This is a genomic window from Methanococcoides sp. (genome assembly GCF_030594565.1).
GTDB lineage: Archaea > Halobacteriota > Methanosarcinia > Methanosarcinales > Methanosarcinaceae > Methanococcoides > Methanococcoides seepicolus.
Genome location: NZ_JAUVEY010000011.1, coordinates 1 through 19789, shown reverse-complemented (window position 1 = coordinate 19789; position 19789 = coordinate 1). Strand labels below are relative to the sequence as shown.

Sequence of the window (19789 nt, the reverse complement as noted above, 5' to 3'; positions counted from 1 at the left end):
GGACACTTCCCTTCACTTTTTCGATTCATTGTTCATTCATCATAATACTGCCGCGGAATCTTCATTATAGGGGATTCGAGATAGAGAAGCAATAATAAGAACATTAATGTGGCAAAGATGAAAAGATATTCCGGCAGGATGAAATAGGACAATATTGGAAGCATGAAGATAATTGCCATAATGGCCATTGCTTTGGGATGCCGAAGTTTGGGATAAGGGTGTTCACTTATCATAAGATATGATAACAAAAGCATTATCGTAACGATCCCATACAGTATTATGTATTTATCCCCCATTAACATGTAAGAGGCAAGAACAGCAGCTGCAGCAGTTATTGGAAGCCCTTCAAAATCAGGGATAGCCTTGTTCTTTGTGTTGAATCTCGCAAGTCTGAGAACACCACAGATAACATAGATACAGGCAACAGCTCCCACAAGAGAAGGCTGGAGATGCCCATATATCAAAAAGATGACAATTGCTGGTGCCGTACCAAAAGAGATAGCATCTGCAAGTGAATCAAGATTTTCACCTATGACACTTGATCCCATTCTGCGGGCCAGAAACCCATCCGCACCATCGGCAATAGCTGCTAAGAGAATAAAGATGAAAGCGAGATCGGCTTTTCCAGAAAATGCGCTGAAAATTGAAAGCATACCGAACATGGCATTGCCAAGGGTCACAACATCCGGGATCTTAAGTAGTTTTATAAAAGTCATTTCCGCACCTCAAAGCCTTTTTCTTTTGCGATTACCGTTTCGCCTGCATACACACGGTCTCCGACCTTACAGGTAATATCAAAATCTTCCGGAATGGTCACATCGACACGGGAGCCAAAACGGATCATCCCTATCTTCTCACCATTGACAAGCTCATCCCCTACATTGACGTAGGAAACTATCCTGCGAACCATTACACCGGCTATCTGAGTAACATTCACATCACCATGGCTGCTCTTTATCACTGTGACGGTGCGTTCGTTCCGTTCAGAATCCTTGTGAAAAGCAGGCAAATAGCCACCTTTTTTGTGAGTTATGCTCTTTACGACACCAGAGATGGGAGCACGGTTCACATGCACATTATGGACATTCATAAATACGCATACCCGTTGTCCACTGACATCAATAACTCTGCCATCGGCTGCTGAGAACATGCAATGGTCACATATCTTGGTAGTCCTGCCAGGGTCCCGGAAGAACCAGATGACAAAGACGGTAAGGAAGAGAAAGAGGTAGAACAGATACCATACAAGATCAATTCCCGTCAAGACCGCTGCGGTCAGGAAAATACCTGTTAGGATAACTACAGTAACTACCCATGAAAGAGAATCTTTAGCTAACATTTCCGGTTCCCTTAGATCTTACGTACGAACGACCTTAACTGTTCTGTAGTCATTTCCCACAGACCATCGATCAGGTCAAGCAGTTCAGGCAATATTCGCATTACCACATAGGCGATGACAAAAAGTGCGATCCCTGATCCGAACTTGGCAATAATATGATGAGCAACTTCAAAACTTTCAGGGCCGAACCACTGTTCACCATATGCGACTATCACAAAGGTATTTCTGATAAGGTTCAATGTGTATATAACTGGAACCGACACCATGAAAGCCTGGAAGAGCTTCTTTTTCGGAGCGTTTATAGAGATTATAAGACCCGTGAACAAAGCAATGCTCTCAATAGCAGTACAGGCAAGTATGATATTAACAGCATATCCGTTATAGACCACGCCATTACCGCTTGCGACCACATCATGCCCCAGCATCTGGAGCATCCATACCGTATTACCAGTAACTGTGGAGATTATCCACTGATTGAGCGAAGGTATGTTCGCAAAAGGGAAATAGAAAAGAGAACCAAGAGCAGTTGCACTTGTAGCCATTAGCACAATATTGAGATGACCCTTTTCTTCAGGAACTGAGGAACTACTGTAACCACGGACCATGTTCTGTGCCATGAACAGGCAGAAAAGAGCAATGGCTACAGTAAGTATTACATTGAAATAATCGTTTATCGCGATATAATGTAATGGCTGGTAAGCCCAATGTAGTGAAAAGAATACCCATCCTAAACCGCCAATCAGAAACTTTATCCTTTTGGTTGGAGGTAGGATAGCAGATGCCACCATTAATGCGACGGCAATCCAAAGTACGTTTTCCATCATAATAAAGCATCTTTATAACAGGTATCATATATAGTATCTTGCTAAATGCATAAGGTTCTGTAAAAAATGCCAGTCCCAACAACACCCCTATTGACCGTTGATGCCGTAATCATCTTAAATGGTAAGATTGTACTCATAAAACGGAACAATTACCCGTTCAAAAACGAATTTGCACTACCTGGTGGCTTTGTGGAGGTAGGCGAGACAACTGAAGCTGCGGCAATCAGGGAATCTTTTGAAGAAACCGGATTATCTATCGATCTTGTTAAATTGATCGGAGTATATTCAGACCCTTCACGCGATCCTCGTGGGCACACTGTGTCCGTATGCTATCTCGCGACAGGTCATGGAAAGCCGGAAGCGAACACTGATGCAGCAGATGTAGCTTTGTTCGATCCCGAAAAACTGCCAGAACTGGCTTTCGACCACCGAAAAATGATAGACGATGCAGGAGATGATATTAATGGAATTCTGTCCAAAATGTAAAAGTATGATGCACCCGATCGAAGGGACGCTTAAATGTCGAAAATGTGGATATGAGAAAACGAAGGATGTCGCTCCAGAACTTATGAGCACATCATCAAGAGAGGAAAGAGAGGTCACTGTCCTTGAAGGTGATACTGACATAGGACTGCCTACAACAACCGCAAGATGCGAAGAATGTGGAAACAATACTGCATACTGGTGGCTAAGACAGTTAAGGTCTGCCGATGAGTCGGAAACACGATTTTTCAAATGTATCAAATGTGGCTTCACCTGGCGTGAGTACGACTAATATATAAGTACACTGAAAAAAGCAGTGACACATATATATAGGAAATGATATAAGCAAGTTGAAATTGAGATTATTCGATGGAGAAACAACATGTTCAAGGCGACAATTGATGCATATCTTCTAAAGGATTCGATCGAAACGCTTTCTGTACTCGTGGACGAAGCAAGGTTCAGGATTTCACCAGAAGGAGTTATTGTAAGGGCAGTCGACCCTGCAAACGTTGCGATGGTAAGTTTTGACCTTACCCCAGAGGCATTCGATGACTTTGAAGCAGACGACTGTGAGTTGGGATTGGACCTTTCGAGGATCAATGACATACTGGGAGTTGCAGACAGGGACGATAAGGCCCAGATGGAACTGGATGAGGAATCAAAGAAACTGAAGATTCAGATAGGCGGTTTTTCATACACAGTTTCACTGCTTGACCCATCCACGATACGTGCAGAACCAAGAATTCCACAGCTTGAACTGCCAGCAGAGATAGTCCTTAACGGAAAGGACCTGCAAAAAGCTGTTAAAGCCGCTGAGAAGATAAGTGACCATATGGTACTTGGTGTTGAAGGAGAATCCTTCTTCATGGAAGCAGAGGGTGACACCGACCGTGTGAAGCTCACCATGACACGTGACCAGCTTATTGACATCAAGCCGTCTGAAGTGCGTTCACTGTTCTCACTTGACTACCTGTCAGACATTATTAAACCTGCTTCAAAATCCAACGAGATCTCACTTCACCTAGGCAACGATTTCCCTATAAAGATCAATTTCAGCATTGCCAACGGAAACGGCAGCATTGGATATCTGCTGGCACCAAGAATTGAATCAGACTAAAATGGATAACAGACATCTCGCCTTATACCCCTTTGTTTCCGAGGCATCCGAATATGTCGGAAGTCTCGGATTTTCACCGGACAGGCTACTATCCTCACGTGCACTGGAATCCGCACGCATAAGAGGAAAGGAACGTGTGATACAAGCACTTGAAGGCGAGATCGAAAAACCATCCCCCTCCAGTTCAGAAGAAGGAAAGATACTTACTGAACTGTTGTCCTACCCTTTTTCAAGGATACTGGTCTCGTGCATAGATGATCCTTTTTTGACCCGAAAATATGCACTTGCCGAAGCCAAGGCTGCATACCATTTATTGAAAACACAACAACCGGAGTTCCTACAGGACCTGGCCACTGATTTCAAGATCAATGCGGAGATCTACGAGAATCCGGAAACCCATGACATATTTTTCGACCTGCATTTTACGGATTATATCAAACTTGCAAGTCCTTTGAAGGACCTTAACTGGAAACTGGTAAACAGGAAGATGAAGAAAGGCTACGTAAAAATAAGCAAGGAAGAGCTTGCCCGCCTGCTCCAGGAGGCCATACGCCTGCGGATACAGAACTCACTCCCAATAACTGTTCCAAAAGAGATATGTGAAGCCTGCATCCCGCATACGGATACAATCAGTGAAGAACTGGAAAAGAAGAAGACCGAATTCGGAGTAGGAGAATTCCAGAAGGTAGAAAGTGAACTGTTCCCACCATGCATCACGCAAGCGATTGCAAATGTACGTGCCGGAGTGAACCTTGCCCATTCGATGAGATTTGCAATGACCTCGTTCTTAATAAACATCGGGATGTCCGTTGACGAAGTGGTGGCAATGTTCAACATCTCCCCTGACTTTGATGAGGAAAAAACACGCTACCAGATAGAACACATCGCTGGAACTTCATCAGGCACAACATATAAACCGCCATCCTGCAACACGATGAGAACCTACGGCAACTGTTATGCTCCGGATGAGATATGCAAAGGGGTAAAACATCCTTTAGGATATTATAGCAGGAGGACGTGGTTCAAGAACAGAATGCAAAAAGATAACGAAAAAGGAAATGAAGAGAAAAAGGAAGGGGAAACTCCCCCTCAGTAAGCATTTATCTCTTTTTATACTGGCGACATTGTTCCACAAAACTGTCCACAGGGAACGAGCCAGGGTGCGCATGCATATAGCTTGCAAGGGAATTATGCTCCGTGATACCATCCTTTCCGTTCATGATGCCTTTACCACGGGACATTTCGTAAGCAAGCCTTGAATCACTATCGCATTCCGTCAGAGAATAATGGAATTCATGGCCTCTGACAGGTCCTTTTATGAACTTGCCTTTTGCGATACCCTCTGTATAGCCAAGTGCCTGAAGCCTTTTTGTCTGCACGGTCTCTGCAGGGAAAAGGTCTGCCATCTTGTACACGACATCCTCTATCTCATAGGAACTGCACAGATACTGCAACCCGCCACACTCACCATAGATAGGCATGCCATCAGCAGAAAGGTCTTTGAGCTTCTTTGTCGTGCTTGACCGTTCAAGTTCTGCGATATGGAGTTCCGGATAACCTCCACCGAAATACAGGCCATCCACTTCAGGAAGTTCACCATCCAGAGGACTGAAGAACTCAATGTTCGCACCACATTTCCTGAACATATCGAACATTTCTTCATAATAGAAACAGAACGCACTGTCCCTGGCAACACCTATGGTGACCTTGGACATATTTCCGACACACCTTTCATCTTCAACTTCCGGCTTAACAGGTTCGCGTGCAAGAGATAGGATTGTGTCGATATCGACATTTTCCTCAATGAAACTTGCAAGCATATCTACATCATAATCCTGCTCAGATGCCATATGTAGACCAAGATGCCTTGAAGGGACTTTCACATCATTGTTCCTCGGAACAGTGCCCAGGATCGGAATATCCTGAAGGACATCCTTGATCAGCTTTGCATGGCGTGGACTTCCCACCCTGTTAAGGATAACACCTGCAATTTCAACGTCCTTGTCGAATTCGGTAAAACCTTTCACAATAGCACCGGCACTTCTGGACATACCGTGTACGTTCACGACCAGTATGACAGGTATACCAAGTGACTTCGCAACATGTGCCGAGCTGGCGATCTCCGTTGAATCCATACCGTCATAAAGCCCCATAACGCCTTCGATGACAGAGATATCAGCATCCTTGTAACTGCTATCCACAGTTCTGCGAACACCATCCACCCCCATCATGAAAGTGTCAAGGTTCCTTGAGGACACACCGCAGATAGCTGTGTGATGTGTGGGGTCGATATAATCCGGACCAACCTTGTAAGGCTGTACTTTCATGTTCCTTTTGGTAAGAGCCGCCATAATTCCCATAGCTACGGTCGTTTTACCGACACCGCTATGCGTACCTGCAATTAGGACCGATCGTTTCATGGCACTAATTGAGTTGGTTTTATATATATCGATTACCATCTGTTTCACAACTTAAGAATCATTTTGTGTACACGACCATGAATCCATCCAGTAATAGTTTGACAGACAGGTTCGGACGTACTGTTACAAGTCTTCGGATCTCAATTACGAACCGCTGCAACCTTGATTGCATCTATTGCCACAGCGAAGGTGATGAGGGAAACAGGAAAGAAATGTCCGCAAAGACAATTTCTGCCATTGTTAGCACTGCGACAAAGTTCGGCGTCGACAAGGTCAAGTTCTCAGGAGGGGAACCCCTTGTCAGGAAGGATTTCGAGGACATACTTCGAGAACTTCCGGAACTTAAGGATGTTTCAGTTACAACGAACGGCGTATTTCTCAAAGAGCGCGCATTCGGCTTAAAGGAAGCCGGACTGGACCGTGCCAATGTAAGTCTTGATACCCTTGATCCTGAAAAATATGCATACATCACTCACGGAAGCCCGGAAACCCTGCATAAGGTCCTTGAAGGGATAGATGCTGCCATAAGTGCCGGACTGACACCGGTCAAATTGAACATGGTACTTCTCAAAGGCATCAATGAAGATGAGATCGATGATATGCTGGAATTTGTCCGAAGTAAAAAAGGCGACCTGATATTACAGATAATCCAGGTGATGGATTTCAGAGATGGGGCACAATACGATATTGATGCGGACAAGATAGAGAAAAAACTTGAACAGCATGCAGACAATATTACTATGCGTAACATGCACCACCGCAAGAAATACGTCATCGATGGTGCTGAGGTCGAGTTCGTAAGACCGATTGAAAATACGGAGTTCTGCGCCAACTGCAACAGGCTCAGGATAACCGCAGATGGAAAGCTCAAACCTTGCCTGCTGGTTAACAACAACCTTATCGACGTCTCAGAAGCAGAACCTGATGAACTGCCGGAACTACTACGCAGATCCATTGATCGCAGAGTTCCATTCTACAGGGACATGAAAGGTAAAACGATAATAGGAGATTGAAAAATGGAAGTAGAACTTACAGTTGATGGAAAGAACATAGAGATCAACCATTTCGTTACCGAGATACTCGCAGCCATGACCGGCTCTTCTGTGGAGACACTCCACGGTGTTGAGGAGGACTGGAAAGAAATGACGGTCAAACTTAAGAGATCAAAGACGGCTCACCAGAGCGAACTTTAACGAATAGAGGGAATTGCCAATCCATCCATTCATCAACGTAGTTTAGGTTAGAACTTCTTTTCAGAATCATTGGTTCTTAAATGGCTATATATTGAGGACTTCCTAATATAATATGAGCAGTGATTGCTGGGTTCGCATGTTCCAAATCTCCTGACCACCATTATATTTTGGACAGTAAAAAATGGGAGTAGCTACCGCTATGCCAGTCTAATAAAAAGGGAGTGATATATATGAAAACAAACAAATTAAGTGTTTTAGCCATTTCATTACTACTGATGATAATGGCCGCTGGCACCGCGCTGGCAATTCACCCAGATATTGATATCAAACCAGGGTCATAGCCAAATTCCATTAATGTAAACGCCGCTGGTGAGATCCCAGTTGCAATATTGGGTTCAGACACCTTTGATGTAAACCAGATAGATCTAACTAGTGTGGTTTTTGCTGGGGTTGGACCAGTGACGTACAAGAATGGAGCCAACGCTGGATTGGTCAAGGCAGGATATGAAGATGTCAATAGTGATGGGGTTCTGGATTTGGTGCTTCAATTTAAACCGGATAAAAGTGACCTACGAGATTCGTTTGAATTTAGTTAGATAGAGGTAAAAGGGCTTGATGGTTACCTAACTTTGACAGGTCAGCTTCTTAGTGGTGCACCCTTCGAAGGCAAGGACACAGCAAGACTTCTTCATGCAGACTGGCTCTGATTCAACATCATAACCTATTTTTTTTCTTTTTTAATGGTTACAGAGATTGAGATTCTATAATCCAATCTAGTATGATGAGAATCTGTCCAAACAAGAAGGATATTAGCACTGTAGAAGCACAAACTTTTAAAATTAGTGTAAAACTAACAATTTGAATTTTTGAATATTTATTTCTCAAGATACCTATTACCCCGAAAGATTATGCACCGATTCATTTTGGATTGAAATTTTGATTTCTGATTGTGTCTTAATTTTTTTTCAAAATGCGTTGAACTATGGTTGTGCATAAGTTCCACATAACGCCGTAGTGTTTTTCATCATTACCTAGATCCCCAAGTTATTCTGACAGTGATTGTTATGGAGTGCTCGATACACTCGACATCGGTGTCTTTTATGATAACAACTGCGATGGGGTTTAGAACACTGGAGATATCAATAGCCATTACAATGCCGATGTTGAACTATATGCTTTGGATGGGTGTACGTTGATTAAGCCAGCACTAGTGCCAGCACTAATTCTTAGTGATTAGTATAGGTATGAATCCGTTCCTGCGGCAAATACTTAGTAAAGATCGTGCCAGAGGATAGTTCCTATGAAGTCAAGTGGGATTGCATCGAGGTGAAAGAAGGTGTACTACAAGAAATTAATTTTGGACTTTGCAAAGAATGTACCCAATATTCACCAGGGTACTGGAAGAACCACCCAGATGATGGCCAGTTGAGGAGATCGAGATTGGTGGTATCACCTACACGAAGGCAGAAACCATAAGTTACATGCAGGCTCCCGTGGCAGGCGATAAGACATACACACTTTTCGAGGCACTGGTTGCCGCCAAGCTGAACGGTGGTGAATACTGTGGCTGCCCTGACATAGCCGATATCATTGAGGCCGCTGACGCCTGGATATTTGTTCATCCTGTTGGAGTTGGAGTTGCTGCAAATAGTGATGCCTGGCAAGGATTTGGTGATGATCTATATGAGGAGCTTGATGATTTCAACAATGGCGAGCTCTGCGATGACGATGGCGACTGTAAGTTTTGTGATGACGGTGACGAAAGCGGTGATGAAGAAAAGGACGATGACGTTCGAAAACCTAAATACAAGTAAATGATGTGGAATCACCTTGATTCCACTTTTTTACTCCACATCCCTGTGATTATCAGGAATATGAAACAAATAACGAGAATTTTTTAAGATTACCTGAGAGAGCTCTCCTTGGTAGATGTATATACCCAGGATATCTTCACCTGTGCCCTTCTTGGCATCCAGGCCCTTAAGCCTCCTCCCTATTTTTTTATTGTCTTCCGTACACACCTCCAGGGCATCAATAAACCATTGAAAGTAGAAACAAGATGTATATTTTGTTGTATTATTTGGTGTGTATTGATTAAGCCCATTATTGTAATAGCTTTTAGCTTATTCAATAACAGCAAATTCTCCCACTGCCATTGAAAAATGTAAAGAGATTTTTTTAAGATAATGGTTTCTAAACATAGTTTCTAAATTAAAGAACCTAACCTAAACTTTATAGAAAGCCTAATACCAGTTTAATTTTCTAATTATGAATTAGCTTAAAATGGATTTCGTCATACATTTACCTTATTCGTCGACCGTTAGGATATATCCAAAAACTATTTACTGGAGTACCCTATTTACGATATCGTTCAGACATATTATTTAAAAGTTATATAAATACAGATCTATTTTTCAGACTAAAATATCACAGACTTGATCTAATGAGAACAGAACAGAAAGTTAAGAAATATTTTGAAGAATCGTTTTCGAGCGACCTGAAAGCAGGTCTTATCACTGCAGTTGTGGCACTTCCACTTGCCATCGCTTTTGCGATCGCTTCCGGAGTTGAGCCGGTAATGGGGCTTTACACTGCCATTATTGCAGGAATGCTTATATCCACTTTTGGCGGCTCCCGTTATTCAGTATCCGGACCAACCGGTGCCATGACAGTTATTGTATTATCAACTGTCAATGGACATGGTGTTGAAGGATTATTGCTAGCAGGGTTCTTGGCAGGTATTTTCCAGATATTATTCGGCATATTTAGATTGGGTAAAGTTGTGAAATACATCCCATTGCCAGTCATATCCGGATTTACAAGCGGTATCGGCATAATAATATTGATCGGACAGCTATCCAATGTGTTCGGACTGGTATTGCCTGCACGTGAACATGTGTGGGAAACCGTTTATGATGTCATCGCAGGCATTGACATGATGAATATTTTGGCGTTGAGCATGTTTGCAGGCACCATAATACTCATGCTACTGCTGCCAAAGGCATTGTCCAACATAAAATACCTTAAGAACGTTCCTGCCTCCATCATAACTTTGGTACTTTCAGTGATCCTCACATATCGTTTCGATCTTGAGATACCGATCGTTGGAGAGATCCCAAGTACGATCCCCCAGATCCACATGCTGGACATCAACATCGGACTCATGTATGCGGTCCTACCGGCAGCATTTACGATAGCTCTTCTCGGAACCATAGAATCCCTTCTTTGTGCTGTGGTCTGTGATGCGATGACGAACACCAAGCATAACAGCAACAAGGAACTGATAGGACAAGGAATTGCAAACGTTATCCTCCCGTTCTTCGCAGGCATTCCTGCAACAGCAGCAATTGCAAGAAGTGCGGTCAATATAAGAGAAGGCGCTAAGACCCGAATATCAGGGATCATTCATTCCCTGGTACTCATTGGAATATTGATATTCTTCGGACCAATAGCACAGTACATCCCAAAAGCATATCTTGCAGGCATACTCGTACTGGTCTCCATCAAAATGGTCAATGTAGATGAGATCAGGACCACGATGAATATCAGCAAGATGGATACGTTCGTCCTATTGACGACATTTGCATTGACCGTCCTGACAGATCTTGTATTTGCCATCCAGGCAGGCATGTTCCTTTCGATAATACTGCTGTTCATACGCCTGACCAACATAATCGAGGTCCAGTCAATGGAGAGCTACGACCCTTCCGAAGGAATAAATGCCACGATACTTGCAGACCCTTACCTAAAGGATAATGTAGCGGTATATACGATAAATGGTCCATTCTTCTTTGGCGCAATGGCAGTATTCGAGAACAAGGTAGATGAACACATCCATATGAGCAAGCCCCATATGATCATAAGAATGCGTTATGTTCCTTTTATCGATACCACAGGTATCGAAAGGTTGAAAAGCTTCATCTTAACCAGAAAAGGAACAGGTCACAAGGTATATTTGACAACCGTGCAACCGGAGGTCATGCGTTCGATCAGCTCTGACGCGGTCCTGAACAAGTTGATGCAGGACAAGGATGTCACGATCTTCAAAAGCACACAGGAAGCCCTTGGATATTTACAGGAAAGGGATGGAAATAGATGAAACCATCCCATCCCTGCATTCAATATAGAGATCAATGGATAAAAGAAGGCATCTCTGTTGAGCTTAGATCTATAGATGTATACAATGTGAACATCTGACCGTAAGGTCACATCAGATGTTCGATTTCTGAAAAGTTGATGGGAGACGTTGCATCCAGTGATATAGGTGTCACTGAGATGTGACCTTTTTCTATGGCGTGAACATCAGTGCCTTCTTCGGCTGTGTGTATAAGGTCACCTGCTATCCAGTAATATGGCCTTCCTCTTGGATCACGGCGTTCCTCAACAGCAGTCCGGAAGAACTTGCGAGCAAGTTTTGTGATTTCAACTTCAGAATCCTCTTCCACAAAATGGGGGATGTTGATGTTCAAAAGATCGACATGCTCAGGCAGACCATTTTTAAGGACCTTTTTTGCAACACGGTTCACGAATTTGACACCAACATCAAAGTCATGCTGGAAATCCCGGAGGTCATCGAATTTTAATCCCTCTTCGGTCACCTGCAAAGATGCGGCAATGGCAGGGACACCATAACTTGCACCTTCCAGTGCAGCTCCGATGGTCCCTGAGGTCGTAATGGTGTCTGTGCTAATGTTCTCACCGATATTGAAGCCGGAAAGGATCAGATCGGGCATTTCTTTCATGATCGTAAAGATGCCGAGAATAACAGAATCAGTTGGAGTGCCACCGATGGCATGCACTTCAATACCATCAATGGTCGTACGGGTTATACGCAGTGGTTCGAATATGGATATGGAACGACCCACACCACTTTGTTGCATTGCTGGTGCTGAGACGGTAACATCACCGAGGTCGGACACACTACGATAAGCTGCTCTGATACCGGCAGCATATACGCCATCATCATTGGTAAGAAGGATTCGTTTTGACATTGTACATTCTTTGTTCTTTGGAGTATTATAGTTAATGGAACAAGAATGTAAAAGAGAAGGAGTATGAATTTAAAAGGACCAGTATCAAAACAGTTGCAAGCAAATATACTTTACATTGTGGGTAGCAATTCGGTTTCCGGCCTTACCTTATTATAATGTGCATTGAAAGAACTCTCAAGGAAACCAACGAACTGGCCACCATTTACCTCGAGCTCATTTTCATTGATAGATTCCATTACCCCAGGATCATCAATAATAGGGTCACAGATATAGACCTGAAGATCACCGGCAGCATCCATAAAGACAGATGGTCGGACACCAGTATTATTGTATTCTTCTACTACGCCTCTGAAAACCAATGACATGTATTTTACTGCTTGCATCATGAACACCATCCCTTCATACCAGAGGTACAAATTCCATGAACATGTATATAAGAGGTATGTCCATAGAATGGGGGGTATTGCAGATATTTGTGGACACATGTGGACACGCCGATGAGAGGCAATAACAAATATCACCATCATGCGCCATTGATAAGAAACATACAAAGGTAAAGTTTTGAAGATAAACTGCTAAAATGAGAAATGTATTTAAACTATTGAAGGATACGAATAGAACACGTTTCACCAGCTATTTAACTTACACATTATGATCATAGAATAACGACTACAGTTGGAATCATTATGCTTGAAGATGAATATCAAATCGATTTTTTCTCTGATAACGGTTTTGTTAGAAAACAGTGCCCCAAATGTGGTAGTTTCTTTTGGACACGAGACATGGAAAGGTCTACCTGTGGAGATGCACCATGCGACCCTTATTCATTTATTGGGAACCCCGTGTTCAAAAAAGAGTTAGAGCTCCCAGACATGCGAGAATTCTACCTGAACTTTTTTGAAGAGCAGGGCCATACCCGGATAGAAAGATACCCAGTCATCGCCAGATGGAGAGATGATATATACCTGACAATTGCGTCAATTGCTGATTTCCAGCCATTCGTCACATCGGGCCAGGTTCCCCCACCCGCGAATCCGCTGACGATCTCCCAGCCATGCATAAGGCTTTCAGACCTTGATGCTGTGGGAAGGAGTGGAAGACACCTCACCACTTTCGAGATGATGGCACACCATGCCTTCAACACGAAGAACGAGGAAATATACTGGAAAGAGCATACCCTTGAACTGTGTGACGGACTTCTCAATGCCCTTGGCGCGGACCCACTGGCAGTCACCTATAAAGAGGAACCATGGGCAGGCGGTGGAAATGCAGGAGCATGTGTTGAAGTGCTCATTGGAGGACTTGAGGTCGCAACCCTTGTGTTCATGAACCTCAAGAAGGACAAAAATGGAGATATCGACATCAAAGGTGACATGTATTCCAAGATGGACAATTACATAGTGGACACCGGATACGGACTGGAAAGGTTCGTCTGGGCTTCAAAGGGCTCACCTACCATTTATGATGCTATTTTCCCCAGTATTGTGAACGAACTGATGGGACTTGCAGGAATCGAACACAAGCTAGAGGACAATGAATATTCACTTATCCTTTCACAGAATGCACGTCTTGCAGGACTTATGGACGTAAGTGAGAAGGCAAACCTACTGGAATTGAGAAAACAGGTAGCAACAAGCATTGGCATCACTGCGGACAAGCTCAATTCCATTATGGAGCCTGTGGAGAACGTCTATGCCATAACTGACCATACAAGATGCCTGACATTCATGCTTGGCGATGGCATCATACCATCCAACGTGAAGGCCGGATATCTGGCAAGACTTGTCATACGCAGAACTCTCAGGATGATGAAGGACCTTGGCATAAAGATCCCGATTTCCGAGATAGTACAGATGCACATCAACAACCTGCCGGAATATCCTGAATTCCGGGAAAGGTTCGATGTGATCAAGGACATCCTGCAACATGAGGAACGTAAGTTTGCGGAAACTCTTGAACGCGGAAGGAGAATGATGGAGAAATCCGCCAGACATTACAAAGAGAGTGGTAAGAAGATGCCGCTGGAGACCATCATAGACATGTATGACAGTCACGGCATACCACCAGAGATCTCAAAAGCGGTCGCATCTGACGTAGGTGTCGAAGTCGACCTGCCAGACAATTTCTACTCCCTTGTTGCAGACAAACACAGCCAGTCCGAAGAGAAGGAAGAGAAGGTCATTCCTTTTGCGGACAAGATCTTAAGGTTGCCTAAGACAAAGAGATTGTTCTACGATGAGCCTAACAGAATGGAATTCGATGCTGTTGTCCTTGATGTGTTCGATAACCACATAGTGCTTGACAACACGCTAATGTATCCGGAAGGCGGAGGACAGCCGGCAGACCACGGAACCCTTGCGGTCGAAGATGTTGTAATGAAAGTTGTTGATACCCAGATGTATGATGGCGTAGTTGTGCACACCATAGAAGAGATAGAGGACGAGCTACATATCCGCAAAGGCGACATGGTGGTCGGCAGGGTTGACGAAAAGCGCCGTATGGCACATGCAAGACATCACACTGCAACCCACATAATCAATGATGCTGCAAGAGAAGTTCTCGGCAGCCACATCTGGCAGACAGGTGCACAGAAGTTCGCAGACCGTGCACGCCTTGACATTTCACATTACAAGCGTATCACCCAGGAAGAGGCCAATCAGATAGAGCTTATTGCAAACCGCACTGTTATGGAGAACAAGCGTGTCATAAGCGACTGGATGGACAGGACAAAGGCCGAGCAGAAATACGGATTCCGCCTGTACCAGGGAGGAGTGCCCCCAGGAAAGATGATACGTGTACTTCAGGTCGGAAACGATATCGAGGCATGTGCAGGTACGCACTGTACGAACACCGGTCTCGTAGGTCCGATAAAGATACTGAAGACAGAGCGCATACAGGATGGTGTCGAACGTCTGGAATACGCAGCCGGTGAAGCAGCAGTTGTTGCCATGCAGGATCTTGAATCCCTTGTACGCGATTCATCTGAAACCTTGCGAGTATCAGCAGAACAGCTTCCTTCGACCATCGAGAGATTCTTCGAGGAATGGAAGGAACTTAAGAAAGAGAACAACAAGCTCAAGGAAGAGCTTGCACACTCAAGGGTCAGCCAGCTTGTCAACGATGCTGAAGATGTGAACGGGATTCGCATCATCACAAAGGCAATACCTCATGCTGACAGCGAAGATCTCACAAAGACAGCCGGAGAGCTTACACAGGAAAATGATGTTGTTGCGATCCTTATCAGTGAGATGGACGGCGTGAAGATCGTCGCAGCTGCTGGAAATGATGCTGTGAAAAAGGGCGTTAACGTTGGTGCCATAGTCAAGGAGATGTCAACGATGGTCGGCGGAGGCGGCGGAGGCCGTCCTAACATGGCACGCGGCGGAGGAACAGATCCTTCAGGCATGGACAATGCATTATCACGCAGTGTCGAGCTTTTGAAAGAACAGCTCAATTAAGAACATTGATAAGATACATAGGTGCCTTTTTTGGCACTTGAGGCCAAACGTCCACAGGTCAGTGTTCCTGACCTGAAGGCATCTTTTTTCATTTATCATCGTTTACAAATACCATTATTATGAGGTAGATTTTGTTTTACCCTAAATAGATATCACATTATTAATCACATCTGAAAAGATAGGTTTTTTTGAAAAGGTTAATATTACAAAAAAAACAATAATGACCTAAGTAATTGGATGAGGGTAAGATGTCTGCGGAAGAAACAACTAAGATCATAGAAACACTTTGTGAAGAACTGGCATCGAAGAACACACTGATGCTGGCACCTTTGAATGTGTTCAGCGAGAGAATGATCTATTTCTATACATATTCTGCACTGAAATGCAATCCTGAAAAGAACATTGTGTGGTTATGCCTGAAGACCTCAAGGAAACATGTGCTCGAAAAGTTCGAAGAGTACGGGTTCAAGGTCAATGATTACATCGAGAGAATGTGGTTCATTGATATCGAAGGACCAGGCAAGAACGACCCTAATACATTCTATTGCGGTTCTGCAACCGATTATATCAAGATCGGATCACACGCATCGAGGATATTCGACGATAAGCCGGGTTCTATCATGGTCCTTGATGACCTTACAGTACTCTCAAAAGATAACCTTCAGGTAGTTGAGAATTTTATCAAGTTCCTCGAGAGAAAAGTTCGTGATAGCCAGGGAAGTATTATCTCAATGCTTGGCAAAGGCATATTTCCGCAAGAAACAGAAGGACTCATGCGTTCATTCTTCGATATTATAATAGACATTACGGAGAAAGGGAACTTTCACACCGATATTGGAATGAAGAGCCTTGATGTTCATTACACCATCATTGACGGGAAGATCGATCTCGAATACACCCAGAAGAAGATAGATAAAGAAAGGCTCAAGATACTTGTAGTGGATGATGAGCCGGACATCCCGGAACTGATCAGGCTTTCACTTGCAACCGAACCTTACGATTTCATTGTGGCATACAATGGAGAAGATGCCGTCAAGAAATCCATTGAGGAGCTTCCAGACCTTATACTATTGGACATCATGATGCCGGACATGGACGGATATGAAGTTGTCGAAAGGTTGAAAGAAGACCCGTATGCAAGGGATATTGCGGTCATAATGGTATCTGCAAAGACCGAGATAGAGGACAAGCTTAAGGGAATGGAGCTTGGAATTGATGATTATATCTCAAAACCGTTTGACAAGAGGGAGATCAATGCCCGCATAAAGATGGTCATGAAAAGATTTGGCTGGGAACCGGAACTGGCCGAACAAAATTAATCCTCTTTTCAACTTTTTTGGAACAAGCAATGATAATGTGCAATATTTGAGTTCCAACCAGATATTTTAAATATTCTAAAACCTCTCAATCTATCAAAATACATAGATACTTTTTAATAATAATTGGAGTGTTTTAATGACAATTCCTAAAGAATACGATTCTCACGAAATAGAAGAAAAATGGCAAAACGACTGGGATATGTCAATGTATCATTTTGACTGGAAAGACGAAAGTCGTCCCCAGTATATCATTGATACCCCACCCCCATACCCTACTGGAAATTTCCACATAGGGAACTCCCTTAACTGGTGTTATATCGATTTTGTTGCCCGATACAAGAGGATGCAGGGCTTTAATGTGATGTTCCCGCAGGGCTGGGACTGCCACGGCCTCCCTACCGAAGTAAAGGTGGAGGAAACCCACGGCATTACAAAGAATCAGGTACCTCGTACAGAATTCAGGCAAATGTGTGAAGAACTGACCGTAGGCAACATTGACAAGATGAGAAAGACAATGCATCGTCTTGGTTTCTCAACTGACTGGAGCAATGAGTTCGTCACAATGGAACCTGAGTACTACGTCAAGACACAGGCATCTTTTGTCAAGATGAAAGCTATGGACCGTTTGTACCAGTCAGAGCATCCTGTAAACTGGTGCCCAAGATGTGAAACAGCTATTGCTTTTGCTGAGGTCGAATACGATTCAAGGGATACTAAACTGAACTTCCTGCACTTCGACAAGCTGGAGATAGCCACGACAAGACCGGAACTGCTTGCGGCATGTGTTGCCATTGCCATCAATCCGGAAGATGAGCGTTATAAGGAATACATCGGACAGACAATGAAAGTACCACTGTTCGGTCATGATGTAGAGGTCATAGCTGACAAGGACGTTGACCCAACATTCGGTACAGGTGCGGTCATGATCTGTACCTTTGGAGATAAACAGGATGTCAGATGGTGGCTAGAACACAACCTCCCGTTAAGGAAGGGCATTGACAAGAGCGGCATCATCACCGAGATAGCCGGAAAATACGCAGGAATGACAATACCTGACTGCAAAGCGGCTATTATCGAAGACCTCAAAAGCGAAGGGTACCTCTACGAGCAGAATACGCTTGAGCAGAATGTCGGAATGTGCTGGAGATGCAAGACACCTATCGAGATACTGTCCGAGAGACAGTGGTTCGTGAAGATCGATAATGATGAGATACTCAGGACAGCAGACGAGATCGAATGGCTGCCTGAATATATGAAGGTAAGGCTTCAGAACTGGACCAAAACCATGGAATGGGATTGGTGTATCTCAAGACAGAGGATCTTCGCAACACCAATACCTGTCTGGTATTGTAAGAAGTGTGGCGAGGTCATGGTCGCAGAAGAAGAATGGCTCCCTGTCGACCCTACGCAGCAGCAACCACATGTGGCATGTAAGTGCGGATGTGAGGATTTCGAACCGGAAGAGGATGTCCTTGATACGTGGATGGATTCCTCCATTACTGCGTTACATGTCGCAGGATGGCTCAGCGATAAGAAGATGAGGAACCCAACGCAGTTGCGTCCACAGGGGCACGACATTATTCGTACATGGTCTTTCTACAGCATACTCCGTTCAATGGCACTTACTGGCGAGAAGCCATGGGAGTCCATACTCGTCAACGGGATGGTTCTTGGAGAGGACGGACACAAGATGAGTAAATCCCTTGGAAATGTCATATCCCCTGAAGAAGTTATTAAGGATCATAGTGCTGACGCATTCAGGCAGTGGGCAGCAGTAGGTGGTACCACCGGCTCCGATGTGATGTTCAGGTGGAAAGATGTAGTATCAGCATCTCGATTCTTTACTAAGATGTGGAGTATATACAGGTTCTCAATGTCACACATCGAAGACGAGCTTGCAGAGATCACATCCGACAAACCGGAAAAGCTCAATGTCATCGACAGATGGGTTTTGAGCAATCTTAACAGGCTCATCAGTTCGGTTACCGCAAGCCTTGATGCATACCAGTTTGACGAGGCATACAAATCCATAAGGGGATTCGCATGGGAAACCCTTGCAGATAACTACATAGAGCTTGTGAAGTCCAGGCTGTATGGCGAGGATAAGGAAGCACGCAGGGCAGCACAGTACACACTGTATGTTGCCATTGATAGACTCTCACGCATGCTTGCGCCATTTGCTCCGTTCTTTGCAGAGGAGATGTACTCAAGGATAGGAGAGGGAAGCATACACGTTCAGGAGTGGCCAGTTGTTGATGAGACACTCATCGATGAGGCTATAGAGAAGGACGGAGAGCTTATCAAGGACCTTGCAGGCAGTATCAGAAGATACAAATCCGAATTTGGAATGGCACTCAACGCACCCCTTGAAAAGATCGAGGTCTATGCCTCCCTTGGAGATGCTTCAGACCTGACAGGTGTTACGAACTCAACCGTGGAGGTAATTAGCGGGGAGCCGGACTTTGAACATGTGCCGGTGAACGTTAAGCCGAACATGGCAATCATCGGTCCGAAGTTCAGGAAACAGGCAGGGGCCATAATCAAGACCCTGACATCCATGGACCCTGTGGAAGTTGCAGATATTATCTCAAAAGGAAACATCAACATCAATGTAGATGGCGAGGATATCGAGCTTGAACCGG

General features: G+C 44.1%; 17 protein-coding genes. 11 read left to right on the top strand and 6 right to left on the bottom strand.

Annotated elements, in window-relative coordinates; translation table 11 throughout:
- Positions 1–32 precede the first annotated feature (32 nt).
- Genes QAS77_RS01905 through artA form a run of 3 tightly spaced genes read right to left on the bottom strand, consistent with a single transcriptional unit; the run spans position 33 to position 2163 of the window.
- The gene (locus QAS77_RS01905; protein ID WP_250867113.1) at positions 33–716 is read right to left on the bottom strand and encodes an archaetidylserine synthase; all 684 of its coding nucleotides are present in this window, start codon (positions 714–716) and stop codon (positions 33–35) included.
- Positions 713–1339 carry a phosphatidylserine decarboxylase gene (locus QAS77_RS01900; protein ID WP_305063967.1) on the bottom strand — a complete coding sequence of 209 codons (627 nt, stop codon included), beginning with the start codon at positions 1337–1339 and terminating at the stop codon, positions 713–715. The genes QAS77_RS01905 and QAS77_RS01900 overlap by 4 nt, the downstream gene beginning before the upstream one ends.
- 11 nt (positions 1340–1350) lie before the next feature.
- Positions 1351–2163 carry an archaeosortase A gene (artA, locus tag QAS77_RS01895; protein ID WP_250867115.1) on the bottom strand — a complete coding sequence of 271 codons (813 nt, stop codon included), beginning with the start codon at positions 2161–2163 and terminating at the stop codon, positions 1351–1353.
- 66 nt (positions 2164–2229) lie between these two features.
- Here artA and QAS77_RS01890 point away from each other — a divergent pair, with 66 nt between their 5' ends.
- The 4 genes from QAS77_RS01890 (at position 2230) to priL (ending at position 4862) form a co-directional block, all read left to right on the top strand.
- The gene (locus QAS77_RS01890; RefSeq protein WP_305063966.1) at positions 2230–2649 is read left to right on the top strand and encodes an NUDIX hydrolase; all 420 of its coding nucleotides are present in this window, start codon (positions 2230–2232) and stop codon (positions 2647–2649) included.
- Positions 2627–2938, top strand: coding sequence for a transcription factor S (locus QAS77_RS01885; RefSeq protein WP_250867117.1), 312 nt, complete (start codon positions 2627–2629; stop codon positions 2936–2938). The genes QAS77_RS01890 and QAS77_RS01885 overlap by 23 nt, the downstream gene beginning before the upstream one ends.
- A 90-nt stretch (positions 2939–3028) precedes the next feature.
- Positions 3029–3766, top strand: coding sequence for a DNA polymerase sliding clamp (locus tag QAS77_RS01880; RefSeq protein ID WP_305063965.1), 738 nt, complete (start codon positions 3029–3031; stop codon positions 3764–3766).
- Between the two features lies 1 nt (position 3767).
- Positions 3768–4862: a DNA primase regulatory subunit PriL gene (gene priL, locus QAS77_RS01875; RefSeq protein ID WP_250867119.1), complete on the top strand. Its 1095-nt coding sequence runs from the start codon at positions 3768–3770 to the stop codon at positions 4860–4862.
- 4 nt (positions 4863–4866) lie between these two features.
- Here the strand turns inward: priL and QAS77_RS01870 are convergent, their stop codons facing one another.
- On the bottom strand, positions 4867–6186 hold the full coding sequence (locus QAS77_RS01870; protein ID WP_305063964.1) for a cobyrinate a,c-diamide synthase: 1320 nt from the start codon (positions 6184–6186) through the stop codon (positions 4867–4869).
- Between the two features lie 77 nt (positions 6187–6263).
- On the opposite strand from QAS77_RS01870, the gene moaA reads away from it, so the two are divergent.
- From moaA to QAS77_RS01850, 4 genes are all read left to right on the top strand, one after another.
- Positions 6264–7199, top strand: coding sequence for a GTP 3',8-cyclase MoaA (gene moaA / locus QAS77_RS01865; protein ID WP_305063963.1), 936 nt, complete (start codon positions 6264–6266; stop codon positions 7197–7199).
- 3 nt (positions 7200–7202) lie between these two features.
- Entirely contained in the window at positions 7203–7379 is a 177-nt protein-coding gene (locus QAS77_RS01860; RefSeq protein WP_250867122.1) for a hypothetical protein, read from the top strand.
- A 1481-nt stretch (positions 7380–8860) separates the two neighbouring features.
- Positions 8861–9193, top strand: a complete 333-nt coding sequence (locus QAS77_RS01855) for a DNA polymerase V family protein (RefSeq protein WP_250867123.1) — start codon at positions 8861–8863, stop codon at positions 9191–9193.
- Between the two features lie 629 nt (positions 9194–9822).
- On the top strand, positions 9823–11478 hold the full coding sequence (locus QAS77_RS01850) for a SulP family inorganic anion transporter (protein WP_305063962.1): 1656 nt from the start codon (positions 9823–9825) through the stop codon (positions 11476–11478).
- Between the two features lie 106 nt (positions 11479–11584).
- Here QAS77_RS01850 and surE read toward each other — a convergent pair whose 3' ends face one another.
- Both surE and QAS77_RS01840 read right to left on the bottom strand, forming a co-directional pair.
- On the bottom strand, positions 11585–12370 hold the full coding sequence (surE, locus tag QAS77_RS01845; RefSeq protein WP_305063961.1) for a 5'/3'-nucleotidase SurE: 786 nt from the start codon (positions 12368–12370) through the stop codon (positions 11585–11587).
- Between the two features lie 110 nt (positions 12371–12480).
- Positions 12481–12753 (bottom strand): hypothetical protein, encoded by a 273-nt coding sequence (locus QAS77_RS01840; protein WP_305063960.1) that lies wholly within the window; start codon positions 12751–12753, stop codon positions 12481–12483.
- 303 nt (positions 12754–13056) lie between these two features.
- On the opposite strand from QAS77_RS01840, the gene alaS reads away from it, so the two are divergent.
- From alaS to QAS77_RS01825, 3 genes are all read left to right on the top strand, one after another.
- Positions 13057–15828 carry an alanine--tRNA ligase gene (gene alaS / locus QAS77_RS01835; protein WP_305063959.1) on the top strand — a complete coding sequence of 924 codons (2772 nt, stop codon included), beginning with the start codon at positions 13057–13059 and terminating at the stop codon, positions 15826–15828.
- Positions 15829–16076: 248 nt separating this feature from the next.
- Entirely contained in the window at positions 16077–17147 is a 1071-nt protein-coding gene (locus tag QAS77_RS01830) for a response regulator transcription factor (protein ID WP_305063958.1), read from the top strand.
- Between the two features lie 136 nt (positions 17148–17283).
- A partial coding sequence (locus QAS77_RS01825; RefSeq protein ID WP_305063957.1) for a valine--tRNA ligase occupies positions 17284–19789 on the top strand: 2506 nt, incomplete at its 3' end.